This is a genomic window from Legionella bononiensis (assembly GCF_016786215.1).
GTDB classification, from domain to species: domain Bacteria; phylum Pseudomonadota; class Gammaproteobacteria; order Legionellales; family Legionellaceae; genus Legionella; species Legionella bononiensis.
Genome location: NZ_JADOBG010000002.1, coordinates 195,573 through 220,150 on the forward strand (window position 1 = coordinate 195,573; position 24,578 = coordinate 220,150).

The window sequence follows — 24,578 nt, forward strand, 5'->3', positions numbered from 1 at the left end:
ATTACATGAAATGCAGTTTCATTGAATATACCCGTGTTCTCTTGTATGATGCTGCTAATTAATAGGACTTTTATATTGACATCATATGAGTGAACTATCTTGGGATAAGGTAAAAACGGACATCGCTCGGGTTAACAAACGCCTCTATCAAGTATTGGAAACGATAGACGGCATTCAAAATATGCTTTTTACTGTACTTGAATATCAGTATGGGCAGATCATAGCAGATGAACACCACTTTTATTTACCAAATACTGGCGGCAAACTTTCTTCAGTTCCGTTTTCAATGGTTTTAGAAAAAAATCTTGAAATGTTTATTGAGTTTAAAGGGAAGTCAAGTACGCATCAGGTTTATAGAGAGGGAGATTTTTTAAGCGTTAGTTCACTTTATGATGCTTCAAATACTCATCATCCAACAGATATATTGCAAATATCGTCCGGCGCAAGGAATACATTCTTACTTTGTCCTGTAGCGGATGCAAGGCCTCATGCTAGTTTAGAAAAATATTTTAAGGCGGATATTCCTGTTCCAGATGATCTTGGAAATCATTATTTAACCTTCAAAAGCTTATGCGATGCAGCTAATTGTAACTGGCGTTCAAGGTTATTGGTATTTCCCTCTGAAATTGTAACCTTAATAAAAGAGAATAAATTACCTACTCTTTTGAGTTTGGTGATGGAGTTTGATTCTAATCAGACAGGATATTACGCAAATCTGCCTTTTTATAATTATCTAATGGCCTATGTTCGGGCAAATAGTCCCGAAATATCTCAAAATGAATTCACTAATAATGCGATTAGCCAATTAATTACTATAGGGACAGGACAAGTTCCTGGGTACGGATTAGCTGTTGGTGATGATTTGTTACCTTTAGATTTTATTGTTGAGGTATATCGCGATATATATAAATCCAAATACACTCCCTTTGTTATGGAACCAGTGCATTTTAATAAAAATAAAAACAATCCTGTTTTTTATTCAATACTCAAAGAAGAGATGGCTTTTAAACCAACATCATTTTCAAATAAACCACAACGCTGTGAACTAATATACGATACTTATTTGCAATATGCGGATCATATAAGGAAGTTAGGTCATTTCAAGAGTACCCCGTTTTTTGAAAGTGCTACTAATCTGGATTTAACACTTTTTCATGAAAAGAATAATCAAGTGACTAATAATCTATTTAAATTGCCTAGAGAGACAATTTTTTCTTACGATTCTCGGTTTTTAGAAGTAACAGAGAAACTTGGTTATTCAGTGGATCAGTTCCCTTCGAAAACAACATTTTTAGTAGGATGTTTTGGTATTAAATACAATGAAAATAAAGACACTGTTATGCATTGATCCCCTCCAGGATTATGAACTAATTGATTGTGATCTACTCGTTCAGCTAGGAATTTCCCCCATTTTTTTGATTAAAGATGAATCTAAGTTTGTTAAAGACAGAGAAAATGTATTAATAAGCTCGTTTTCATTTGAAGATCTGCTCGCTATTTGTAATTCGATTCGCCCTGATTATATAGTCTGTTTTTCGGAAGATATGTTTGTTGATGTAGCAAAAGTCAGGGAAAAACTAAATATTGCAGGCATGGGGTTGAATACATCGATGCTATTAAGTCATAAAGATCTTATGTATCAAAAATTGGATGGTTTATTTTTATATCCTAAAACAACTACATTGATTGAATCTTCAAACCTAAAATTAATCAAAGAAAGGATAGGTGTTCAAGAAATATTTATTAAACCTATTAATTCATCAGGTTCTTATGAGACATATCATATTAAAAACGAGAAGGATTTTTGTGATTTTTTGATCAGTAAAAAAGAGAGTGAGGAAAAATATATCGTTCAAGCTTATGTTGCAGATGAATTATATCATTCAGAATTGGCAGTATATGATGGGGATATATTATTTGTAGAAGCCAGAAAATATACGCATCCTAACCATTTAATGGTCAGTAAAAATTTGCCTATATTTAGTCTGAATATTTTAGATGAGCATCAGCGACAATTAATTTCGGATGCTTCAGTTAAGGTTTGCCAGTTATTAGAATTCAATAATGGGGTGCTTCACACCGAGTTTTTCATGAGTGAGGATGGTTGTATTCAGTTTATTGAAACTAATGCTAGACCTCCGGGTATTGGTCTAAATAAGTTATACCAAAAGAAATACTCTTTAAGCCTTGAAACAATTTTATGTTGTATTGTTTGTGAGGTTGAGCCTCCTCGCTTGGTAAAGAATAAAAGCCATTACATTTGTGGTTATTTTCCTAGAAAGAACGGTGTTATAAAAAGAATTCATAAGCCAGAGCTTTCTGTACAAAACGAGTGGATACTTTTTGTTAGGCCTGATGATACTAGTGAGCAAATGGCACATATGTCTAAGTCAGCGATGGTGATTTGTTGGGATGACTCTATTACTGAAATAAATCAAACAGGTAGCTTTCTTGCAGAGCAAGATATTGTAGAAATATATTAATTCTAAAAATCGATTATAGCCTCATTTTGGCTGCTGATGAGTTTTTAGTAAGGTCTTTAAACAGTTGTTCGTTCATATTTTCGTCACAATTGTTAAAAATATAAGTAAATTATATATGTCGTTTATACAAAAATCTACAGGTTATAAGAATGCATGAATATCAATTAATAGAGTTTAATTCAGATAGAAAACAAATCCAATTGGTTTCCAGTAAATCAAATTTGCACCAAGTATTAGCAGAATTTTATAAAGAAAATTTTGAAAAGATGTTTGACGACTGTGGTTGTTCAAAGGGATACATTTCCGTATTTGTTAACTCAGAACAGATATCATCCATTAAAGACATTATTCTTAACCCAAATGATGAAGTGTGTATTGTGACTTCTATTTCAGGAGGGTAGGAGAGTGGATAGATACAAACGTCAAATTTCCGTTATTGGAGAGCAAGGTCAAAAAATAATAAATAACGCAACAATTATGATCGTTGGACTCGGCGGGATAGGCAGTCCAGTAGCTAAATATCTTGCCGCAGCTGGTGTTGGAAAGTTAATTCTTGTCGACGATGATAAAGTAGACCTTTCTAATTTGCATAGACAGATCTTATTTAATGAATGCGATATAGGATTCTATAAAGCAGAAAAGGCAAGGGATGTTTTAAGTAAAATTAATAAAAATATTGTTATAGAGGCTCACACTAAAAGGTTTGATGTGGATTTAGGATATTCCTTAGTATCTGATATCGACTTGATTATTGACGGAACAGATAATTTTGAAACAAGATACCTTATTAACGATATTTGTGTTTTAAAGAATAAAGTATTTATCAGCTGTAGTATTTTGGTCAATATCATTCAGCTTGCTTTATTTGATACAAAGCACCTTTGTTATCGTTGTCTATACCCCAATCCACCACCTATAGGTGTAATACCTAATTGTTCGGAAGCGGGCGTGTTAGGAACCGTGACAGGAATGGCAGGAACCATGGCTGCTAATCTGGCATTAAATTATTTACTCAAGATAGAGAATGAGAATGTACCACAGATACGAATAATAGATGCGAAAAACTTCAACATCTCTTCCATGCCTATAAAGCAAAATAATAACTGTTTTGCATGTAAACAAAGAAAAATCAGCTTAAGTTATCTGCAGAATCAAGGCGCTGATTATGGAATTTCTCTGGGGCAACTTGATAGAACAAAACATTTTCTAGTTGATATAAGGCAAAAAGAAGAACGAGAGGTTACTAAGTTAGAAGATGATCTATTTTTTCCTATTAAAGAGAATACTGATTATTCATTTTTCTTATCCTATAAAGATAAGAAGTTGGTATTTTATTGTGCATCAGGATATCGAAGTAAATTGTTTGTATCAGAACTGAGAAACTTAGGTGTTGATGCCTATTATCTTAATGAAAGGCTTTCTAAATGATTTTTGAGCACCAAGAAACGTCTTTAAGAGTTCGTAATTACTGCGAAACACTAGGCGTATTGACTTCTTTCAAGAAACAGGCAGGAATTACACGGTTAGCCGATTTAACCCATTTAGATTACACCGCTCTACCTGTCTATACTGCAATAAGGCCTAGAGCAAAATCGTTAACCACGAGTCAGGGGAAAGGATTAACAAAAGAGGCGGCTCAGTGCTCGGCATTGATGGAGTCCATTGAAGTATATTTTGCAGAAGAATTAATCCCACAAGTGACTAATAAGTCAGAGCTTGAGCTAGCTCAAGACAAAAGTATTTTTATACCACTAAACGATCTTTCAAAGTCTGTACACTTTAGTGATTCATCACGGCCAATGAATTGGGTACAAGCGGAATTGGTATTTGCAGAAAAATCCATTCTTGTGCCTTTTGCTGAGTTCTCACTAAATTCTTATTTGCCAGAAGTATTGATTTACTCTCCTGATACCACTGGACTTGCTGGAGGAAATAACTTTAAAGAGGCCCTTTTACACGGAATTTTAGAGGTAATAGAACGACAAAATGCTCTAAAGATATCCAATACTGCTTTTGTTAATAGCGAAATGGCCAAAAATATAACAAAAAAATTTGATTGTCATATTTACTTTCAGGAAAATATTTATGAAATTCCTTCGTTTGAGGTATGGATTAAATCAAAAAATCTTTTTGAAAATCAAATTCTATTTAAAGGCGGTGGATGCCATCTCGATAAACAAATAGCTTTAAATCGTGCACTGACTGAGGCTATTCAATCGCGAGTAACTACAATAGCAGGTTCCCGTGATGACTTGATTCATACAAAGTATGATTTTCAAACTAGTGAGTTTCCTGTCGTCAAAGATAAGAAGGATTTTTGTGAGTTGCCTAATTATTCGGTAAAGACAATAGAAGATGCACTTTCGGCTCTATTTAAAAAGATTAAAGGAAACAATCAGGATATTTTAGTATATAAATACTATGACAAAGAAATATGCATTTTAAAAGTAAAACTAATTTCTATGGATTTGATAAGTCATGTATGAAACCGTAGTTTTCTTAGAAACTTCGTTAACCCACCAAGAGGCGATGCATCTACTTCCTCATGCAGCTTATTTACCTTCAATCAAAAAAGGAGATGTACTTAAAGCAATAAAATCAGGGTATAAACGGATAGTTATCATCGATGGAAATTTTTCCTGGGTTCCTTCTGTGTGGCATAAAGAAATATTAACAGCATTAGACTACGGTATTGAGGTTTGGGGTGCAGCTTCAATGGGGGCTTTGAGAGCAGCCGAGCTGGATTCTTTTGGCATGCGGGGACATGGGCGTATATATGAGATGTACAAGAATGAAGAGGTAGATGGTGACGATGAAGTGGCAATTGCTTATTCTAAATTCAATAACGTGCAAACTATTCCTTTAATCAATATCCGCCTAACGCTTGAACGACTAAATAGTATTAATAACGGAACTGTTTTAAATTCAATCCGATCCATTTTTTATGCTGAAAGAACTTGGGAGAAAATTGCCCAACACGTGTCAGAAGATCACTATCATTTGATTAAAGCAAATTATATAGACGCAAAAAAAGAGGATGCAAAGTCCTTATTGCTTTCTTTAAACCAACAACACATTCTTTCTACGGTTTCTGATTTAAATAGAAAAAAAAGAGAGTTTACTCTTTTTGAAAAAAAATTAATTGAGTCTACTTTGTCTCCTGTTTGGTTGCATGCTCCGAGGTACGAGCAGACAGAGGGTTCGCCTTCTCTACAGAGGACGGAAAATATTCTTAAATTATTATCCATTCCTGAAACAAAAAAAAATAGGCTCAATTATCAATACTTACTGTCTCTTCTTGATCAACAAACGTACACAATTACAGAATACGAGCTTATATATCAAGTCGAACAATTTAGAGAGGAGCATAACTTGTTAAAGGGAGAGGATTTTTTTAACTGGTTAAAGGACATGGGATTGCATGAGTCTAACCTAGAACAACTCTTTACCGACTATGTAAAATTGATGAAATATTTGATAATTACCTACGATTTCAATAGTTATTTTAATTAGCCTATTCATTCTAAGAAAAAAATTCCACTTTTTTCTTATCCTTGCACCTAGGTGAATGCACCTTCATTTAAATGATGGTTCAATAACCTTATCACTTATCAAAATAATCCATTATGAATGTAGAACAAGAAGTATTTGATATTTTGGAAAATTGTATTTCCTGTTTGCAGCAGGCAGCTCTAAACATAGGTGGTTTTGATTTTGATAAACATGCACAAGCAGCAATATATGCTTATTCATTATTAAGAAGGCAGCAGTTGTTTTTAATGTATCCGATCGAGAATGAAACAGTGCATTGACAGATAAAAATAAGCCGATAAAGAGGAGTTCTTAATGAACGCAATTAAAATATTTATGTTTAAGCACTCTTTTTAAAACTGCGATTTATTAAATAAAAAGAATAAAAAATGAGCACAAATTGGGGTTCAGGGGATTTTTTTACCCAAAAAACGGAGATTCATTAAAAAAGACACGGTCTTTTGCACAAAAAAATAAATCATTTAATTCACGAATTGGATTCACTCAATCAGCGTTCATCAAACTAAAGGGGAGCATTATGAATGTCAGAGTAGTAATCAGAAAAAGCAGTATCAAGCTTTATGAATTTATACAGTGGTCAGTGCCTTTGTTGGTCTTAAGCTGGGTCGTTGTTTTATGCCTTACCAGCACAGGTCATGCAGAAGGTCAAAATTATTTAAGCCCGATAAAAGGGAGTGTCAGTGCCACCTTTGGTAAGAATTCGGATTTGCCAGGTTATATATATCTAGGTGAAACCTTGGGGGCTGGGGTTCTCTGGTGGCAAAAAAAGAGTCCTTGGGTATTTATAGGATTACCGATACTCATGATGTTCACCAATTGGGGTTTAAGTTATGTCGCATAACTATTCCACATTTATGTTGTCAGAGGAACCACGCATTATAGGGATTCCTTTGACTACTGGATTACCTGTTTATTTGCTCACAGGTATTGGATTGCTCGTAGGTTTAGCACCACAGCTTTTTGTGATTGGGGCCACTTTAAGTTTAATCATGCATTTTCAATTTGGGGGACTGCCTTTACGGGTTTTGTTAGGAATTATTTATTGGTCCTTACCTCATGTCATGACGACGCTTATTTTTAGGTCCTTCCCTAATTCTGCGCATCGAATCTACGTGGGGTAAGTTTATGAACAGTGTATTTCGTGACAATGTGCTTTCAAAAAATAAAGTGTTGCTTCATCTGACCTTGGGTTGGGCAGTTACTGCGACCCTTGCTGTATTCATTTTAGGCGGGCTTTGTGTTCATGTCGTTAATAATCAAGAAACGCATTGGTTGCCCATTTGTACCGAGGACGGGTACTTCTTAAGTAATTCTTCCTTTTCTCCTTCTTACATTAAAGACATGACTAAGAAGGTCATTCAATTACGATTAACCTACAACCCAGACACGGTTGCTGCGCGATTTGCATCACTAATCCATTTAATTCCTGCGTCGCATCAAGAGGCATTCAAAACCATTCTGGACTCAGAGTCAGCCGTTGTGAAAGAAAAAAACATTAGTTCCGTATTTTATGAAAAGAACATTCACATTGATGAATCCACCCTACAAGCCAAGGTAGACGGAACGTTAAATCGAACCAGTCATGGTCTTGAAGTGAAACCACAAAAGAAAATTTATTTAGTCCAGTTTGCTCATTCAAACGGGATGATGTGGCCTAAAGCGATTAAGGAGATCCGTCAATGAACGCACTTCGACTCTTCGTGTTAAGTAGCGTGTTTACTACCTCATTGCATGCTGGCAATACAGTAGACACACTTAAATTTGAGGAAGGGGAGCGATTTACGCTGTCTTTGTCTTCGCTTAATTTTAATCGCATTGATGTAGAAGGGGAGCGCATTGTTAAAGTCAGCTTCCCTGAGCACTCCTTTATCATAGAACAAAGCAAAGAATCTGAGGATGATTTGGATGGTGCTGTGGTTTTAAAGCCCTTAGCACATATTCCGTTAACCGTCTATTTCACAACCAATCTAAATCATCATTTTTCAGCCACCGTTTCTCCGACTGATGATTTAGGTAAAACCATTAAATTAGTATCTAAAAAATTAAAAGGGTTTGATTATGCAAAGGCGCAAGAGCAGATCCAATACCAACAAAGTGATTTAATGACGGCGCTTATGGAGGGAACTATACCTTCCGGTTTTCAAGAAGTGGGCATAAAACCCACAACCTTTCGGCTGCATAAGCAGTTAAAAGTAACCCTGGTGAAACAAGTCCGAGGCAAAGAGTCTTCTGGCTATGTGTATCGCATTGAAAATCAATCCAATAAACCCATGGAATTAACACCAACATTATTCGAACACCCCAAATTAATGACGATGGAGTTGTCCGAAAAAATGCTGCAGCCCAGTCAAACCGCCTATTTTTATGGCATTTACCGTGAACAATCCAACATGGGGTAATAAGGAGGCGTGTCATGATGAAATCGTTTAAAAAGTTAATGAATAAAAATAAAAAAGCCAATCCGAATCAAAGTGCCAAAATAGAGCAGCTTCGTAATGGAGTGGCTTTTTTGCTGTTGGGTGGATTGTGTTATGGATTCTATCTGTATTCGTCAAAGCCACAACCTACACTTCCTACCAATAAAAAACCGGTGTTTGATGGGGTGTTAGACAGTGCCTTTAGCAAATTAAGTGATGAAGCGGTACTTGAAAAACAACAACGCCAAATTGATGCACTTAAAGCGGTGGTAGAAAAAAATAAAAAGAGCACACCTAATAAATCAGACAATTTGGTTTCGGAGAACCAAGCCTTATTAAGCGCTATGCAAAAACAATTAGAGAAGCTTGCGCTTGAAAATAAAGAAATCAACGGAAAACTACAAGTAGCCCTTCTTAAAAACTCACAAACCAGTTTAGCGGCAGTGGCTGCAAGACCCCCTACACGTGAAGAAATCGAGGCGCGTCATAAACAACGCATACAGGATGAAAAAGCCTATTATGGCAAAGCGGGTCTTGAAACGGTTCATTTTAATTACCGCCGTCAACAAAAAGAGGAGCGTACACCGGATAATTACGTTTGGGCAGGAACCCATGCTGAAGGGATTTTACTGAGCGGAGCTAAAGGGGATGCTGGGATTAATGGTGCTAAAAATATGGGAACGGCACTCATTCGCCTGGATTCTAATGGCATTATGCCCAATAACCGCCATTCACGTCTTAATGGTTGTCTGGCTATTGTCTCTACTTATGGAGATTTGTCCGATGATGCCGTAGTGATGCACCTTGAAACCCTTTCGTGTGCAAAACCTAATTTAAGTTTTGAGCAAAAGGTGTATGGGGCTGTGTATGATTTGGATGCGATGCAAGACTTACGCGGTACGTCCATTTTAAAAACCAAACCTCTTTTAGAATACAGTGCGGCTGCTGGGATTTTAGCAGGTTTTGGGGATGGACTTAAAAACCTCAATACGGCTCAGACCATTAATCCAGGCGCAGGCACCATTACGACTTATGGTCAGGCTTCCACGTTGATGCAATCCGCAGCAGGAGGGGCGGTGAGTAATCCGGCCAATAAAATCTCCGACTACATCATGAAAATCGCTGATATTTATCATCCTTTGGTGGTGGCGCGTGCAGGGCGGCGTGTATCCATCATGTTTACCAAAGGCTTTTGGATTGATAGGGCGCACCAATCGTTTGAATCGGGTAAATCCATTGATAATCAATCGGCTCAAAATGAGGCTGCAATTACCACAAACATTAGCCGAGCAGGCGGTGAAGCAGGAGAGAGTGGCAGTGGTGAGCCTTCAGCCCCACAGTCCACCTTCCAATCCGATACGCAAACCGCGCAGCAATTTTTAAATCAGAATGGGATGTCTAATCAACCCCTCTTTTCAACAGTTAATCCTACAGGAGACGTACATGGTTAAGGCATGGCTTATTTTGTTCTGTTGTTCGGCAGTGGCACTTACGGGATGTTCTCGATCCATTTTTGATCATCAAGATGTTCGCTGTCCCTTTGTCGAGCGTGGTGGGTGCCAAAGCATGGAGCAGGTCAATCGGATGGTGGATGCGCGGCGATTTACACCGGATGGGCAATACGTGCAACAAGAGCAATGTGTAGGCTGCAGCGCCTATTCAAAATAAATGAAACGGAAACTTTTTTAGGATTAACTATGTTCGCAACACTAAAAAAATACGTTCAGGGTTTTAGGAATTCAATTGATGATTATTTGGTGGATGGAGAAGAGGAATCGTCTTCTCAAAATACCTTAAATGTAGGCGATCACCAATATCCTCTTTTTTGTAAGGAGCTTCCTTATCAGTATTATGATGAGGAATCGCATTTATTTATTAATCGCTGGAATACAGGCTTATTGTACCGCATTACCCCGTTAACCGGTGCGAATGAAAAAATTGCAGAGCAGTTGGATTCAATTTTAAGAACCAAGGTTTCTGATGAATTTACCTTGCAGCTCATCTTAGTCAAACACAATCAAGTGGGGCATGAGCTGGATGCTTTTTCAAAGCAGTTCATGAATCCAGATTTTGAGCAATTAAGTGTGATGGGTAAAAGTCTGCGCTCGTTTTATGGTGAGGCGGCAGTTCATGGATTTAAAACCAATACCAATGTCAATCCTCGAATTACACAAACCGAATGTTATGTCGTTGTCGATAAAATCAAGGGAAAAAATGAGGAAGAGGTTAAAGCCTGCTTTGCTCAATTTCGTATCGCCTTTGAAGCCTCGCTCATGTCAGCCAAAATTGGTTTTAGAACCTGTAATGCTGAAGAGTTATTACGTTTACTTCATTTTTATCTGGCTCATGAACCCGATAATATTTACCCAAAAATATCCTCTTATGATCCAAAAACACTCATTCAACATCAGGTGGTTGGCCGTGATTTTGATGTAGAGGTGGCCAAAGAAGGCTTACTTTTTAAAGGGGTTAATAATCAAGGAATGGCCTTTGAAACGGTGGCTTCCGTGATGACCATCGATGGTTTACCAGGTGAATACCATCTTTGGGATAATATTAATAACAGCGCCAATATTTTTAATCCAGAGCAAAGCATTCCCTGTAATCACATTATTTCTGTGACCTACCTGGTTGACGAACAAAATAAAGCTCAAGGGCGTGCGAATCGCAAAACGAGTGATTTGGATAAAAAAGCGAAGGGCGATTATGCGTTGCATGTGGCAGGGACAGAAAAAAAAGCACGTGAATGGCGTCATTTTCGCGATGATTTGGCTTCAGGAAAGACGCGTTCTTGTAAGATGCTCTATAACGTCGTGTTGTTTTCCAGACGTGCTGAATATGCCCGAGATGTGGAGGCAGCCCGTACTTGTTTTTCTTATAACGGTATTAAGCTTGCGTTAAGCCGCAGGATGCAAACCCCTTATTTTTTGGCAACATTGCCTTTTTTATTTACGAACCATCTCCAAAAAGGATTTCAACTACCCACGATGATGTGGCCCATTTCCTCATGGAATGCGACTCAATACATGCCACTTTTGTCAGATTGGTCAGGGACGGGATCGGGTATTTTATTGCCGACATTACGTAATCAATTTTCTTGTATTGATCCGTTCTCAGGGAAGCTAGGCACAAACTACAACATTTCTGTGACCGGCACCTCAGGCGGGGGAAAGAGTTTTTTTATACAAATGCTGATGCTCAACGTGCTGTTCAACGGAGGGGATCTCTTTATTGTCGATGTTGGAGGAAGTTATAAGAAGTTATGCCATGCTTTAGGTGGCGTGTATTTGGAATACTCCAATTTGGCAATGAATCCCTTTACTCATGTCACGAATATTGGCAAAGAAATACAGCATATTCTTTCCTTGTTTCAATTATTAGCGTGTGCTAAGGATGGAGCCAGTGATGATGATCGCGGGACGTTACGTGAGGCCATACTGCAGGCGTTTTCTGAACATCAACAAACCACGTTAATTGACAACGTTCAAAGTAAGCTTTTGGAATTGCATCAAAACGACCGAGAAAAATACCCTACAGGGAAAATTCTGGCGAAAAATCTTGATCCCTATTGCACTCATTCAGAGCACGGTACTGTTTTTAATGCACCCTCTAAATTAGCGCCTGATGCCCGCATTATTGTCGTGGATTTAAAAGAAATTGAGGACGATGAACACATTCGTGCACCGGTATTGCTGTCTATTTTGTCTCAGTTTCAAGGCCGGATGTTTAATTCCGATCGCAGCCGTCAAAAAATGTGCATTATTGATGAGGCCTGGTCTTTATTCTCTGGTGATCAAATTGCAGTGAATTTCATTAATCGAGGGTTTCGTACTGGACGGCGGCATAATGCGTCCTTTGTAACAATCACGCAAGGTATTGATGATTACTACGCATTTCCTGAAGCACGTGCTGCTTGGGAAAACTCGGCAATCAAACTCATTTTTCTTCAAGATGGAGACTCCCTCGTCAAGCACCAACAGAAGCATAACACGTTTTCTGATTTTGAATTTAAATTACTTTCTGGTTTTCCTAAAGCGAAGGATGCTGGATTTTCGCAAGTTCTGGTTCGTGCAGACGGCATTTCTTCCTTTCATCGGCTTTTTGTTGATCCGTTTACGAAGGTCTTATTGTCTTCTGATGGACGTGATTATCAAGCAGTAATGAATTACATCGAGCAAGGGTATTCATACATTCATGCCGCGATGCTGGTAGCTAACAAACATTATGATTTATCCAAAAACGTGTTGGTAGAAGGAGGGCTTGCCGATGCTGCGTAATTATAAGGCTCAACTCTTAATTCTAGCGGTTCTAATCTTGTCTGGCATGGTGTTATGGGGCTTGCACAAGCCTACACTGATTGCTGTCGTGGATATGCAGCGCTTACTCAATCAGCCTGCAGTTTTATTGAGTCAAAGTAACTTATCAGAACAAGAACAAAAAAAGATATTAAAGCAGTATTCGTCGTTGTTGCCTCAGGTCTTATCACAGTATGGGGCTTCTCATCATGTAACCCTAATCACTGCAACAGTGATTTCCAGTGGACGGTTTGATGTGACGGATGAGGTGATTGCCGCAACCTTGGACCAGCTGGGTGCATTATGAAGAACGTAGCGGGGTTGGTTGTGGCAATTTTAATGAACGTTGCTCCGGTGTATGCCAAAAACTTAGGCAATTACGGACAACTTTTTCCTGTGGTTGAGAAAGACATCCGCGAGGTCATCATGACGAAGCTGCATCGCTTAGAACAATCAGGCGCCTTGAAACAGCATCAACAAAAAATAGTGGCGCGAGTGGAAGATCACGTAAGAAGGCCTAAGCCTCTTCATTTACCCACGACAACGACTCCTAAAACGCATGAGTTAGATCCAAGTATTGTCGTGAATCAAACGCTTTATGCTCATGATGGGACGTTGATTGCGAGGAAAGGGGCGCATCTTAATCCGTTTGAGCGGGTGTCCTTTTCTAAAACGCTGTTTTTTTTCGATGCGGATGATCGGAAGCAACTTGCTTGGGTCAAAACGCATTACACGCATTTTGACCAGGTGAAATTTATTTTAACCGGAGGGGATGTTAAGGCGGCTTCCGAAGTTTTGGGTTCAGTTTATTTTGATTTGGAAGGGCGCTTGAGTCGTTATTTTCACTTAAAGTACGTGCCTTCTGTGGTCAGCCAAGAGGGTTTGGTTTGGCGTATTCAAGAAATTGGACAACACGAGTTACGTAAATAGGAGTAAGTACTATGAATAAAAAAACGTTGATTACCCGATTTATAGTGCTTTTTTTATTGAGTTCGCTGAACTTCGTTTATGCCTCTCAGTGCAAAGGACACTTTGTTAATCCAATTACGGATGTCTGCTGGAATTGTTTGTTTCCACTCACCATTGGCAGCAGTGATGTGGTTAAAAGCAGTTATCCTGATACAAACAATCCAGGCAATCCTTTATGTTTATGCCCCACACCCGTTGGCGAGCGCTTAGGCGTCACTATTGGTTATTGGGAGCCTGCTGCTTTGGTTGATGTGACGCCCAAGCCCTGGTGCATGGTCAATTTAGGTGTGCAGCTGAATGTTACAAAAAAAGGGCTAGGCGGCTCCCAGATGCCAGAGGTGGATGGGCGCGGTGCATTCTATTACGTTCATTGGTACAAATACCCTCTGGTGTATTGGCTGCAGGTGTTAACGTCCTTAGGGTGTATGGAAACGGAAGATTTTGACATCCTATATCCATCAGAGTTAGACCCTACCTGGAATGACTCCGAACTGGCTTTTGTTCTAAATCCTGAAGCTGTTTTATTTACCTCGCCTCCTGCACGAGCTTCTTGTGCCTTTGATGCGAGTAAAGCACTTGCAGGCACCGCCGTGAACAGCCTTTTTTGGTGTCAGGGTGCACAAGGCTCTACGTATCCATTAACGGGTTTTGTTGCACACCAGGCAAGTCCCATAAGTACCGCAGCCTTACTTGCCGAACGCGTTGATTTTAAATTGCATCGACCTCCAACCCCTGCGATTCGCGATTCAATAGGCCAAGATTGGCCTGCTGTGTGTCATACCTATGCATCAAGCATTATGCCTAAAGATCGTTATCGCTATCAGTTGGTGAACACTTTACCAGAAGCGCGTCAATGCCATCCCTTTGGACGATCGGTGATTAGCTGGGAAGCAGGGCACACCTATCCAGGTGACGGAGACAATTTTGGGTTTTTGATTTGGAAGAAAAGAAACTGTTGTTTTCTTTAAATGATGGGGATGAATCATGAATGCATTTGGAATTTTTTTAAGTAGCCTGTTTTTAGTCACCTCAAGTCATGCCAATGTGAATGATTTTCTTAATGAGGCATCGGCAATAGGGAAGACAGCACACGAATCCGTAAGCCAAGATACTTTGGCGCATTGGAATGTAGCATCCAATCAATCCATTGCCCAAAATAAGACCTTGGTTGATCAAATTATTGAGCAATCACGCCAAAGCACCCCTGTTGCTCAAAAAGGCCAAACCGTTGATGGAGCCGTATTATTTGTGTCTTTTTCCATGCCCGAATCCTTGTTGTTTTCACTGAGCGATGAGGCAGCTTCTTATAAAATTCCAGTAGTGATTAATGGTTTGATTGAGGGGGATTTTAAAAAAACCATTACGGCTTTTTCTAAGCTTCATGCTAAGGCAAAAGAATCCAAATGGGCATTTAATGGGGTGTCGGTTGATCCTTTATGGTTTGAACAATTTCATATTACTGCAGTACCTGCATTGGTAGTAAGTAAAAGGCCTAGCTCTTGTGGGCAGCAATTACTTTGTCCTGAACAGACTTATGATGTGGTGTATGGCAATGCGTCTATAAAAAACAGTTTACAACTTATAGCGCAGAAAGGGGATAGTGCCAATGAGGTGGCGCAGGCTCTTTTGGAGAATGCTAATGCTTAAGTGGGGTGTGTTGATGGCACTACTTTCTATGGGCTGTTTTGCGAATCAAACAGGGACCGATTTTAATGGCTTTAAAAAGTATGCTAAATCGTTAAATGCCCAACCCAAAGAGGCTATGCGTGGGTTTGAACCTCAAGCGATTTTTGAAAAGTATTCAGAGCATCCCGCACAAGAAGGATATTATCAAGGGGTTCAAAAGGAACAAACGGATTTATCAAGTCAGGCTAATGCGGCGATTAAAAATGATCCTGGTGCTCAAACCATTATTGATCATTTTGGAACAAACAAATTTGAACTCAATCAAGCCAATTCCGTATTGGCTCAATCCCAATTGATTCAGGCTGAAAGTTATGCGATTACGCATGGACAATCCAATGATCGCGTTCAATGCTCGAATCAAAAGCCTATCTGCACGATGAAGACGCATGAAGAACAATGTTTCAGCTCTCGTTCATTGCCCGATCAAACCTGCTCCCAGAACCTTAAGGTCCTGGTGGATTCTGAAAAAGTAGTGCAACGCGCTGATTTTTCATTTTATGTTGCTAAAAAATGGACCGGAGTGATTACCGTAAATTTGGTGACTGGCGCAATCACTAATGCTGTGGGCGGCTCAGTTCCTTATCCCATTAGGATGAAGCATCCTTGTGATGGCATGAGTGCCACCATTCATTCGATACGAAATAATGGTGCGAATGCTTATTGGGTTCAGGTAATTGGCACTCCAACGTGTGCGAATAATGGGTTATTGACCTTTTATATTAATAAAGGATGGGGACGAGTTTATCCCATTCAAGTCGCCTTGACGGTCACAGCACACTCCAAACCCTACATCAGCCAAGAGTATTGGGATAATCATTGTACGAGCTTTGAAAATAAGGGGTCGCTGTGTCGAATCAAAAAAGAAAAATGCACGGATACTCAGTCCCCTAAAGTAATTGATGGTCTTCCCATATCTCGTGCGTGTTGGGCAAAAGAATTGACGTATTCTTGTTCCAGTGCTGCCGCTGATGAATGCCTGGCACAGAAAAACAAAGGGTGTTTCCAAACAGCATCAGAGTGTGCGCGTTTTGATGAGCAAACTTGTGCTTTGTATAAGCAGACGTACAGTTGCCAGGAAAATGTGTGTGAAGCCCCTATCGAATGCATTAAAGACTTATTTTGCGCTGATGGTGAGTGCACGGAGCATTCCCAAACTCAAAACAGTGATTTTGGGCAAAGCGTTTCTTCTTTAGCAGTTGTAGGAGAAGCGGGGCATGAATTAAGCCAACAACCGAATGCGTCTCTTTTTGGGGGACAAGCCGTGCAATGCAAAATATGGCCCTTGGATCTTATTGATTGTTGCCATGATAAAGGATGGGGAAAAGACATTGATTTGCTTCATTGTCGTGAGGAAGACAAAGCGCTGGGGCGCGCTAAATTAAATTATGTGGCTCATTATCTAGGCGAATATTGTAGTGAAAAAGTGGCTGGGGTTTGTTTAGAACATAAACGCTCTTATTGTGTCTTTCCAAGCAAAATGGCCCGAATTATACAAGAGGCCCGTCTTACACAAGTGAATGGCCGTGGTTTGGGTGATGCAGAGCATCCAACCTGTGCAGGAATGAGTGTGGCAGAACTGCAGAAAATGGATTTGGGGCGGGTTGATTTTGTAACGCCTATCTATCCCTTTGGTCATGGGACACCTAATAAATCGGCAGGGATTGCAGGTGATCTAAAGATCAAATCTCAAGATCCTAAAAAGTCCATTGATGAAGTGACACGAAGAATGCAGAAAAAGGCAGGTGAATTATGAGCCGCCTGTTAATGCTGTTGGTATGGGGATTGGTCGTGACGTCGCTTCATGCGGATATTGTGCAGGAGCATGCAAAAGGATTTCATTGGTATAGCGTTGAAGAGCAACCCAAGCCGATAAAAAAAATCCCACAGCCACGACCCGCGCCCGTGCTGAAATCCCCCTATGAGCGCCTAATGGATAAGCGTAAGGAGACTCTGAATAAATTGGCAGAGGCTTTGATTGCGCCATCCTTTAGTGCAACGCACGAGTATATGAAAGCGCAAATGGATTATTCAAAAAATAATCAGCAATTTGTGCGCTATTGGCAACAAGTCTTATTGGTCCATCCTGAGTTGGATAGCACGCTGAATTTTCCAACCGACAACTCAGCGATTGCGGTACGTAATGATGCACAAAAAGTATTAATCAATAAAGTGATTCATGAAAGCAGTGCACGCTATGGCTTTATCTTATTTTATCGTGGCACGAGCTCCATTTCACAAAAAATGGTCATGCATTTATTGCCCTTCATTAAAGAATATGGTTTTTCCATGATTTCAGTCAGTACGGATGGCCAACTCATTGATGGGCTTCCTAATCCTAAATCAATCCCTCTGGAAACGGTTCAAAAACAAGTAGCACTTGAGGCGAAGTACATGCCAGCGCTTTATTTCGTGGACTTAAAGAGCAATAAGATGTCGCCTGTGTCTTATGGGTTTTTATCTTTAGAAGAGTTGAAACAGCGCATTTTTGATGTGATGACTCAGTTTAAACGATTCAGTTATGAAGGAGTGAATGAATGAAAAAAAGATTCTTTTTAATTGTACTATTCCTTCTTAGTACGCATTCGTTTGCTAATGTGGCATTGGATGAATTAACCCAACTCTTAAAGCAAGAAGAACTGGCGCGCACCAAGAACAAAAGAATTAGCGCGCTGTCGGAGCAACATTACTTTATTTTTATATACCGCTCCACCTGCCCTCATTGTCATCAATTTGCGCCAATACTTCGTGATTTTGCATCCAGTTTTCATATCCCTGTAGAGGCGTATAGTTTGGATGGCGAGTCTTTAGATGGATTTGATTCAGCCAATTTAACGCCTGAGTTGTTTCAAACCTTATATGTGTCTGGCGAATACAAGCCTGTAGTGCCTGCCCTGTATCTTGTGAATCGTCCTACGAATCAAGCGTATGCCGTGTTGTTTGGTGAGGCAGAGCCTGCACAACTTGCAAACCGCGTGGATGAACTTATGACGCATTTGGAGGAAAAATTTCATGATGAATAGATTCACTATCTTGCGAGAGACACTGTTTAAAAAAACTGTTGCCGCCTTATTGTTGTTAGGGACCAGTCAGCTCTTTGCGAATGCAGAATCCGATTTATCCCATTTTTTTAATAATTTGGGGTTTGATGCCAATGTGACGGGCTCGCATGCCTATCAAACACAAGCAGCGGGTTATGCCGCTCTTGGTTCGGTGTATGCCCGTAATCAAGTACGTACCATCCGCCTTGCGCATGTGGATGTGCCTGGAATGCGCTCTGGTTGTGGCGGCATTGATCTCTTTGCAGGCGGTTTTTCCTTCATCAAGTCGGATCAGATTGTGAAGTTCATGCAAAATATCTTATCGGGAGGAGCAGGATATGCATTAAATCTGGCTTTAGAAACGGAACTTCCTGAAATTGCGCATGCGATGCAGTTTATGCAAAAACTGGCGAATGAAATTAATGGCACTAATTTTAACTCCTGTGAAATGGGTGAAAATTTAAGTGCTGCGGTGTGGCCACGAAATAGGGCAGCACAACAGCGTCTTTGCGAAGATTTAGGTCGTCACCAAGGAACCTTTACGGATTGGGCCATGGCACGCCAAAAATGTTCCACAGGTGGTGACGCCGATTCCATATTGGCTCAAGCTAAAAATAATCCTGAATACAAGGACCGCGTGTTAATCAATACCAATATTGTTTGGGACTCCTTACAAATTAATCAGTTTATTGCTCAAGATCCCAAATTAGCAGAAGTGTACATGTCCATTTCGGGAACCATTGTCTTTAACGCGAAAGGGGCGCTAATGACTTACCCCTCACTTGCAACCAATCAAGATTTTATTAAAGCCTTGTTGTACGGAGGAAAGTTACCCAGTTACCACTGCACTGACACAGGGCCACAGTCACATTGTTTATCCATTGATGCCACAAGCACACAAGAAATCAGTGCTAAAAAAGCCTTAGTAGCTCAGGTACAAGAATTACTGCAGGGAATTTATGACAACATTAAAATGGGCAAAGAGTTATCTGATAAGCAAAAGGGACTGATTGAGTTAACACAACCTGCCGTTTTTAATCTTATTTCTGCCAATGCACAACAAAACACGGGTATTCAAGGCAGTTATGAGCTGGCTCAAAGTGTGGCAACGGACCTTTTAGCACAATACCTTTCTAATTCCCTCGATATTATTCGCGCTTCGCTCTCAGGGCGTGAGCTTGGCGCTCACAATGAAGAGCGTTTATACAAAAACCTGCAACTAGCACAACAGTTTGTAGCACGTTTTAGTACGGAGAGTCGTGAGCGGTTTAATGCAGCGTTACAAACCAATGAATTAATTCGCAACAACGTCAAACAAGCATTAAGTGCATTAACACCCACTTTAAGAACAGCCTATTATGGAGACGCGCAATGAGTCTTTTAACCATTTATACGCCACAAAATGGAGAGTATCTCAAAACAGTTCTGGATGCCATGGTTACGCTGCTTGGCACCTCAACCTACCAATCGGCTCAGGACATCGTGAGTATTCTTGCTGTAGGGGTGGTTGGGTTTCAATATGTCAGTGGTAAAAGGATTCAAGCCATTAGTCGTTATGTTCTGTGTACGTTTGTCTTTTTGTTTTGTATTTTAGGCATCAAAACCCCGGTTGCCATTATTGATATGCAAACGGCTGATTCAGCGGGGCCTGCACTTACTGTAGATAATGTGCCATTAGGAGTAGGGCTACCTGCAGCACTTATTAGTGGCATTGGGTATGGGATTACTCAAGTGTTTAGTGATGTGTTTCATATGCCACAGGATTTAGATTACACCCGAACTGGTATGTTGTTTGGTTCACGCACGTTCTTAGCCTCTACCAGTTCTAATTTGTCTTTGTCGCCTGAGCTCTCTCGTGATTTGTCCACTTACATCAGGCAATGCATTTTTGCAGCCAAACTATTGGGAAGTCAGCAAATTTCACCCAATGAAATGAAGCACAGCTCGGATTTAATTCGCCTGTATTTTGAGCATCCTTCTCCTATTTATCGTGTCTTATTTCATGATGGATCCAATTTGAGCTGTATTGATGCAGCAGCACGTTTAAAACCAGAATTGAATACGGGAATAGAAAAACAACTCGTTCATTTGTCGAATATTATGACCAAGGGCGATAAAGAGAAGTTTAGTGATGGTTTGGCGGCAGCGCATTCCTATTTTATGAATGTGTCCAAAGATGCAGCCAATGTACTTACGCAAAATATTTTAATTAATGCCACTCGTGAATCCGCCCTTGATGCCTTTGCTTTTGCTGGCGCTGATGCGGAGCTGATGAATTACACCAACAGCTCCAGTCTGCAAAAAATGCACGTGGCTGAAGCGAATAGTTTTTGGCTTGCAGGCTATCGGCTTCCTTATTATATGACCGTCTTTTGGATGCTGACGCTGTGTATTTTCCCTTTAGTGATGTTATTAGCACTGGTGCCGGCTATGCACGGGGTATACCTAATCTACATGCAAACTCAGGTGTTTTTATGGTCTTGGCCTCCGATGTTTATCATTATTCATTTCTTTGTGTCGTTGGCGTCTTCTACCACACTGACTTTATTTGGTTCTAAAAATGGAGGGGTTACTTTTTCAACCATTGATTCCATCGCCAGTATTCAAAGCAGCTTTGCATACACGGCAGGGGGCTTGGCCATTAGTGTGCCTGTGATTTCCCTTTTTATTGCCAAAGGATTACCTAATTTATTAAGTGCTGCGTCTCAACATCTGGGAGGCATGGCGCAATCCTTATCGACAGGAGAAGCGCAATCAGCCACCCAAGGCAATATTTCCATGGCCTCATACAGTGGTTGGAACATGAACTACAACAATACGCATGCGAATAAATGGGATACCAATTATCAGCATATGGAAGGGCGGGCTACTGTTCAAGCGGATAACGGTGCCTTGCTTTCGCAAGGAATGGATGGGTCACGCGTGATTAACGCACAGTCTGCGATGAGTCAGATGGCCACGCGATTACACGCATCCGAAAGAATCAGCTCTTCATTACAAGACAGTGCCAGCCAATCGTTCCAAAATGCCCAGTCGCATCGAACCAGTGCTGATTCTCATTACCAACAAGCGTTGAGTGGCCTTTCTCAATTTAATGAAAGCGATGCCAGTGAGGTACGGGAAGGAACGGGCATTAATAGAACGCTCAGTAATGCGCTAAATCAAGATATTCGTCAAATGCAAGATGCGGTTAACCAATACAATCAGCATCATGATAAATCAGGGCAAGTGTCTTGGGATGCGGCGGTTTCGGCCAGAATTGATACACGCAAAGGGGTATTTGGATCGTTCGCCCATGCAGTCACGGGTATTTCTGGAGAAGCGAGCACGAGTTTGAAAACAGGTTTGTCTGCTTCTAACTCGGTTCAAGCCTTTTTTAACTCCAGTGAAGGTCAATCATTCTCTAGCGCATTGAGCCACATGGAGTCTACAGCCAAGACGCACCACTTGGATGCCAATGATTCGTTTAATTTGTCAAAATCCGAACAAATCGCAGCCAACTTATCGCAAGGACATGCTTTATCGGATATGGCCTCAACTGAATACAGTAAGGGTGAACATTATCAACATATGGCTAACCGTGTGAAAGAGCACTCCGACGGTATGGATAGAGTCTTGGATCAGGCGTTTCATGATTGGGCGGTGCAGCATCATGGGGTCCAGGTAGAAAAAGCATTGATGGGGACCGATGCTTCGAGCTTAAGCGCACAACAACAATTGGCCGATCAATTTATGAGCTCTTCCCAAGGACAATCGGCAGTCAAAGAGCAAGTAAGCCGTATGATGCACTCATCACCTGAGCACGTGAAAAACCAATTTGAAGCGCAACGTGCTTCGATGAATACCCATCAAAAAACACTCATCAACCAGGCTCATCAGGAGGGTTCTGGAGGCGTTTTAAATAAATCGCAAGAGCGGCATTTAAGCCAGGTGCAAGATAACACCATCCAGCAAGCGCACGATCTGCGTATGGATAATAGAGAAGATTTATCAAAAGCCTACCAACACCAAGAGAGCAGTACACAACAGGAGATTAAGGCATCTGAAGCGGATTTAGCACATCGGCAAGCACAACAAAAAAAGGATTATGTGGACAATGATCGCGGGTTTAAGGAAGGGCGGATTTAGAATCATGAAACAAAGTTCCTTGCAAAATATGTGGCAATTTATGAGTGGCGGTCAGATTTTTGACTATAAAACCAAAATGATGATTCAGGTGAGTAACCGTATTTTTCACTGGGCTGTCTTAGGTTTTGTCGTGCTTTTTTCGCTGATTATGGTGTTTTATGCCTCGTCTGAATTAAAACTGGTGGCGCTTCACCACATTTCAAGGTTTCTCGTGAAATTCCATAATGGGGAGTATGTGTTATGGACTAACCTCAATGGGAGTAAAATTACAGCGCTTTTTTATCAAAAAAGCCCTCTTATTCAAGCATCCGTACATCTGGCTCAAGAGGCTCTTTGGCGAAAAGCGCAAATTTCTTTAATTTTTGGTGGGGCGGTGTATCTGTTGATTACGCTGTTGTTTTCTCGCTTCTTTATTAAATTAGGTGAAAAATACACCAAAGATCAGTTTGTTTCCGGTACGCGCTTGGCTGACTCGCCTAAAGAAACCATCAAATCAGTCAACGAATCACAACGTGGTGCTTCAGAAATTAAACTGTTGAATCGCTTACCTATGCCTAAGTATTCTGAAAAGCAAGGGATGTTGTTTCATGGCACAACGGGTGCTGGAAAAACCCAAGCCATGATGATGCTTTTGGAGCAAATTAGGGCGCTGGGCGAGCCTGCAATCATTTATGATAAAGAATGCACCATCAAACCGTATTTTTTTGATGAGCGTATTGATGTGGAGCTTAATCCCGTTTCAAATTTATGTGCCAATTGGAAAATGTGGCGAGAATGTGCCAACCCGTTGGAGTTTGGCTCCTTTGCCACGTATTTAATTCCTAAATCAGTTCAAGGCAGCGATCCGTTTTGGGTGGACTCAGCAAGAACCATTTTCACCTCGATGGCATGGAAAATCAGGGATTATGCAGAAAAAGATCCCGTGTTTCTTCTGCAGTTATTACTTACTACTTCCTTGGAGGAAATCAGGAATATTCTCAAAGGGACTGAATCTGAAAATCTGGTGAGTAAGGAAATTGAAAAAACAGCCATTTCCATTAAGTCCGTGTTGGCAACCTATACTAAGGCGCTGCGTTTTCTTGAGGGACTTGAGAAATCGGGTAAAGAAGACTTTTCGATTAAAGAGTGGATTGAAAATACAGCTGATCCTAAAAAATACAATAAAGGGTGGTTATTTATTACGTCACGTTCCAAATATCATAAAGAAATAAAGCCTTTGATTTCTTTATGGTTAGGACTCGCTATGCAAGGAGTGCAATCCTTGGTGGCTAATAATAAGGGGCGTATATGGCTGGTCATGGATGAATTAGCGAGCTTGCATCGTTTAGAAACCATTTCAGACACTCTGGCAGACATTCGTAAATTTGGTGGGTGTGTTGCCATTGGCATTCAATCCATTGCGCAATTAGATTTTATCTATGGAGCCCATGAAGCCGGAGCCATTGCGGATCTACTCAATACTTCCATTTATTTTAGGAGTCCAAAATCGAAAGTCGCTAAGTGGGTTTCCGAAGACTTAGGCCCACAAGTGATTAACGAGATGAAAGAAAGTCAGTCTTATGGTCCTGATTCTGTTCGTGATGGGAATACGGTGGGCTCGCAACGTACCAAGCGAAATACGGTCGAAGAGGGCGATATTATGACTCTTGATGACATGGAGTGCTATGTTCGTTTGGTAGGCAATCATCCCATTACACGTTTGAAAAACCAATACATTGAGCGTAAAGAAATTTGCGTACCTCTTATTGAGCGAACTATCAATTTTGATGCATTGGAAAAAGTAAATCACCGTGCATTGATGGTTCAAAATAATCCTCAACGAAATGATGACGTTAAAAAAATTCATCAATTTGAAACACTGGCGCATGAGGTATCGGATAAGGATTTAGTGCCTCCTGAATCACCGTATGCGGAACCCAAAGATCAATCTGCAGCGAATAAAAACGACACCGATGCGATTGAGTTGCGTGAGGCATCCATTGTTATAAAAGAAATTTTTTAAGTCATCCA

At 40.3% G+C, this 24,578-nt stretch carries 23 protein-coding genes; all 23 read left to right on the top strand.

The window, feature by feature from the left end:
- Positions 1 to 85: 85 nt before the first annotated feature.
- The 23 genes from IZU94_RS02040 (at position 86) to traD (ending at position 24,570) form a co-directional block, all read left to right on the top strand.
- Entirely contained in the window at positions 86 to 1,348 is a 1,263-nt protein-coding gene (locus tag IZU94_RS02040) for a hypothetical protein (protein WP_203107515.1), read from the top strand.
- Positions 1,320 to 2,483 (top strand): ATP-grasp domain-containing protein, encoded by a 1,164-nt coding sequence (locus tag IZU94_RS02045; protein ID WP_203107517.1) that lies wholly within the window; start codon positions 1,320 to 1,322, stop codon positions 2,481 to 2,483. Before IZU94_RS02040 ends, IZU94_RS02045 begins: the two co-directional genes overlap by 29 nt.
- Positions 2,484 to 2,632: 149 nt before the next feature.
- Positions 2,633 to 2,884: a MoaD/ThiS family protein gene (locus IZU94_RS02050; RefSeq protein WP_129915013.1), complete on the top strand. Its 252-nt coding sequence runs from the start codon at positions 2,633 to 2,635 to the stop codon at positions 2,882 to 2,884.
- A gap of 4 nt (positions 2,885 to 2,888) precedes the next feature.
- On the top strand, positions 2,889 to 3,911 hold the full coding sequence (locus IZU94_RS02055) for a ThiF family adenylyltransferase (protein ID WP_203107519.1): 1,023 nt from the start codon (positions 2,889 to 2,891) through the stop codon (positions 3,909 to 3,911).
- Positions 3,908 to 4,969 carry a YcaO-like family protein gene (locus tag IZU94_RS02060; RefSeq protein ID WP_203107521.1) on the top strand — a complete coding sequence of 354 codons (1,062 nt, stop codon included), beginning with the start codon at positions 3,908 to 3,910 and terminating at the stop codon, positions 4,967 to 4,969. Before IZU94_RS02055 ends, IZU94_RS02060 begins: the two co-directional genes overlap by 4 nt.
- Positions 4,962 to 5,996 (top strand): TfuA-like protein, encoded by a 1,035-nt coding sequence (locus IZU94_RS02065; protein WP_203107523.1) that lies wholly within the window; start codon positions 4,962 to 4,964, stop codon positions 5,994 to 5,996. The genes IZU94_RS02060 and IZU94_RS02065 overlap by 8 nt, the downstream gene beginning before the upstream one ends.
- A 113-nt stretch (positions 5,997 to 6,109) precedes the next feature.
- Complete coding sequence (locus tag IZU94_RS02070; RefSeq protein WP_203107525.1) at positions 6,110 to 6,295, top strand: hypothetical protein; 186 nt, start codon at positions 6,110 to 6,112, stop codon at positions 6,293 to 6,295.
- 257 nt (positions 6,296 to 6,552) lie between these two features.
- Entirely contained in the window at positions 6,553 to 6,876 is a 324-nt protein-coding gene (locus IZU94_RS02075) for a pilus assembly protein (protein WP_203107527.1), read from the top strand.
- The gene (gene traL, locus IZU94_RS02080) at positions 6,866 to 7,156 is read left to right on the top strand and encodes a type IV conjugative transfer system protein TraL (protein ID WP_203107529.1); all 291 of its coding nucleotides are present in this window, start codon (positions 6,866 to 6,868) and stop codon (positions 7,154 to 7,156) included. The genes IZU94_RS02075 and traL overlap by 11 nt, the downstream gene beginning before the upstream one ends.
- A gap of 4 nt (positions 7,157 to 7,160) precedes the next feature.
- On the top strand, positions 7,161 to 7,718 hold the full coding sequence (locus IZU94_RS02085) for a TraE/TraK family type IV conjugative transfer system protein (RefSeq protein ID WP_203107531.1): 558 nt from the start codon (positions 7,161 to 7,163) through the stop codon (positions 7,716 to 7,718).
- Positions 7,715 to 8,434 carry a type-F conjugative transfer system secretin TraK gene (gene traK / locus IZU94_RS02090; RefSeq protein WP_203107533.1) on the top strand — a complete coding sequence of 240 codons (720 nt, stop codon included), beginning with the start codon at positions 7,715 to 7,717 and terminating at the stop codon, positions 8,432 to 8,434. The genes IZU94_RS02085 and traK overlap by 4 nt, the downstream gene beginning before the upstream one ends.
- Positions 8,435 to 8,448: 14 nt before the next feature.
- On the top strand, positions 8,449 to 9,903 hold the full coding sequence (locus tag IZU94_RS02095; RefSeq protein WP_203107535.1) for a TraB/VirB10 family protein: 1,455 nt from the start codon (positions 8,449 to 8,451) through the stop codon (positions 9,901 to 9,903).
- 105 nt (positions 9,904 to 10,008) lie between these two features.
- Positions 10,009 to 12,729: a type IV secretion system protein TraC gene (gene traC, locus IZU94_RS02100; RefSeq protein ID WP_369411308.1), complete on the top strand. Its 2,721-nt coding sequence runs from the start codon at positions 10,009 to 10,011 to the stop codon at positions 12,727 to 12,729.
- Positions 12,719 to 13,054 (top strand): type-F conjugative transfer system protein TrbI, encoded by a 336-nt coding sequence (gene trbI, locus IZU94_RS02105; RefSeq protein WP_203107537.1) that lies wholly within the window; start codon positions 12,719 to 12,721, stop codon positions 13,052 to 13,054. The genes traC and trbI overlap by 11 nt, the downstream gene beginning before the upstream one ends.
- The gene (traW, locus tag IZU94_RS02110; RefSeq protein WP_203107539.1) at positions 13,051 to 13,677 is read left to right on the top strand and encodes a type-F conjugative transfer system protein TraW; all 627 of its coding nucleotides are present in this window, start codon (positions 13,051 to 13,053) and stop codon (positions 13,675 to 13,677) included. Before trbI ends, traW begins: the two co-directional genes overlap by 4 nt.
- Positions 13,678 to 13,688: 11 nt before the next feature.
- On the top strand, positions 13,689 to 14,684 hold the full coding sequence (gene traU / locus IZU94_RS02115; protein ID WP_203107541.1) for a conjugal transfer pilus assembly protein TraU: 996 nt from the start codon (positions 13,689 to 13,691) through the stop codon (positions 14,682 to 14,684).
- A gap of 16 nt (positions 14,685 to 14,700) precedes the next feature.
- Positions 14,701 to 15,363 carry a type-F conjugative transfer system pilin assembly protein TrbC gene (gene trbC, locus IZU94_RS02120; protein WP_203107543.1) on the top strand — a complete coding sequence of 221 codons (663 nt, stop codon included), beginning with the start codon at positions 14,701 to 14,703 and terminating at the stop codon, positions 15,361 to 15,363.
- Positions 15,356 to 17,155: a type-F conjugative transfer system mating-pair stabilization protein TraN gene (gene traN / locus IZU94_RS02125; RefSeq protein WP_203107545.1), complete on the top strand. Its 1,800-nt coding sequence runs from the start codon at positions 15,356 to 15,358 to the stop codon at positions 17,153 to 17,155. Before trbC ends, traN begins: the two co-directional genes overlap by 8 nt.
- Complete coding sequence (traF, locus tag IZU94_RS02130; RefSeq protein WP_203107547.1) at positions 17,152 to 17,940, top strand: type-F conjugative transfer system pilin assembly protein TraF; 789 nt, start codon at positions 17,152 to 17,154, stop codon at positions 17,938 to 17,940. The genes traN and traF overlap by 4 nt, the downstream gene beginning before the upstream one ends.
- Positions 17,937 to 18,422 (top strand): type-F conjugative transfer system pilin assembly thiol-disulfide isomerase TrbB, encoded by a 486-nt coding sequence (gene trbB / locus IZU94_RS02135; RefSeq protein WP_203107549.1) that lies wholly within the window; start codon positions 17,937 to 17,939, stop codon positions 18,420 to 18,422. Before traF ends, trbB begins: the two co-directional genes overlap by 4 nt.
- Entirely contained in the window at positions 18,412 to 19,815 is a 1,404-nt protein-coding gene (locus IZU94_RS02140) for a conjugal transfer protein TraH (protein WP_203107551.1), read from the top strand. Before trbB ends, IZU94_RS02140 begins: the two co-directional genes overlap by 11 nt.
- Entirely contained in the window at positions 19,812 to 22,568 is a 2,757-nt protein-coding gene (locus IZU94_RS02145; RefSeq protein WP_203107553.1) for a conjugal transfer protein TraG N-terminal domain-containing protein, read from the top strand. Before IZU94_RS02140 ends, IZU94_RS02145 begins: the two co-directional genes overlap by 4 nt.
- Positions 22,569 to 22,572: 4 nt before the next feature.
- A complete protein-coding gene (gene traD / locus IZU94_RS02150; RefSeq protein WP_203107555.1) occupies positions 22,573 to 24,570 on the top strand; it encodes a type IV conjugative transfer system coupling protein TraD in 1,998 nt (665 codons plus the stop codon).
- The last annotated feature ends 8 nt before the right edge of the window (positions 24,571 to 24,578 follow it).

Excerpts from the sequence above, each read along its gene's own strand:
- trbC (WP_203107543.1), top strand. The coding sequence starts at position 14,701 with ATGAATGCATTTGGAATTTTTTTAAGTAGCCTGTTTTTAGTCACCTCA.
- traD (WP_203107555.1), top strand. The coding sequence starts at position 22,573 with ATGAAACAAAGTTCCTTGCAAAATATGTGGCAATTTATGAGTGGCGGT.
- traL (WP_203107529.1), top strand. The coding sequence starts at position 6,866 with ATGTCGCATAACTATTCCACATTTATGTTGTCAGAGGAACCACGCATT.
- IZU94_RS02140 (WP_203107551.1), top strand. The coding sequence starts at position 18,412 with ATGATGAATAGATTCACTATCTTGCGAGAGACACTGTTTAAAAAAACT.
- IZU94_RS02085 (WP_203107531.1), top strand. The coding sequence starts at position 7,161 with ATGAACAGTGTATTTCGTGACAATGTGCTTTCAAAAAATAAAGTGTTG.
- trbI (WP_203107537.1), top strand. The coding sequence starts at position 12,719 with ATGCTGCGTAATTATAAGGCTCAACTCTTAATTCTAGCGGTTCTAATC.
- traU (WP_203107541.1), top strand. The coding sequence starts at position 13,689 with ATGAATAAAAAAACGTTGATTACCCGATTTATAGTGCTTTTTTTATTG.
- traF (WP_203107547.1), top strand. The coding sequence starts at position 17,152 with ATGAGCCGCCTGTTAATGCTGTTGGTATGGGGATTGGTCGTGACGTCG.
- trbB (WP_203107549.1), top strand. The coding sequence starts at position 17,937 with ATGAAAAAAAGATTCTTTTTAATTGTACTATTCCTTCTTAGTACGCAT.
- traW (WP_203107539.1), top strand. The coding sequence starts at position 13,051 with ATGAAGAACGTAGCGGGGTTGGTTGTGGCAATTTTAATGAACGTTGCT.
- IZU94_RS02070 (WP_203107525.1), top strand. The coding sequence starts at position 6,110 with ATGAATGTAGAACAAGAAGTATTTGATATTTTGGAAAATTGTATTTCC.
- IZU94_RS02095 (WP_203107535.1), top strand. The coding sequence starts at position 8,449 with ATGATGAAATCGTTTAAAAAGTTAATGAATAAAAATAAAAAAGCCAAT.
- IZU94_RS02145 (WP_203107553.1), top strand. The coding sequence starts at position 19,812 with ATGAGTCTTTTAACCATTTATACGCCACAAAATGGAGAGTATCTCAAA.
- IZU94_RS02075 (WP_203107527.1), top strand. The coding sequence starts at position 6,553 with ATGAATGTCAGAGTAGTAATCAGAAAAAGCAGTATCAAGCTTTATGAA.
- IZU94_RS02045 (WP_203107517.1), top strand. The coding sequence starts at position 1,320 with ATGAAAATAAAGACACTGTTATGCATTGATCCCCTCCAGGATTATGAA.
- traN (WP_203107545.1), top strand. The coding sequence starts at position 15,356 with ATGCTTAAGTGGGGTGTGTTGATGGCACTACTTTCTATGGGCTGTTTT.
- IZU94_RS02040 (WP_203107515.1), top strand. The coding sequence starts at position 86 with ATGAGTGAACTATCTTGGGATAAGGTAAAAACGGACATCGCTCGGGTT.
- IZU94_RS02050 (WP_129915013.1), top strand. The coding sequence starts at position 2,633 with ATGCATGAATATCAATTAATAGAGTTTAATTCAGATAGAAAACAAATC.
- IZU94_RS02065 (WP_203107523.1), top strand. The coding sequence starts at position 4,962 with ATGTATGAAACCGTAGTTTTCTTAGAAACTTCGTTAACCCACCAAGAG.
- IZU94_RS02060 (WP_203107521.1), top strand. The coding sequence starts at position 3,908 with ATGATTTTTGAGCACCAAGAAACGTCTTTAAGAGTTCGTAATTACTGC.
- traK (WP_203107533.1), top strand. The coding sequence starts at position 7,715 with ATGAACGCACTTCGACTCTTCGTGTTAAGTAGCGTGTTTACTACCTCA.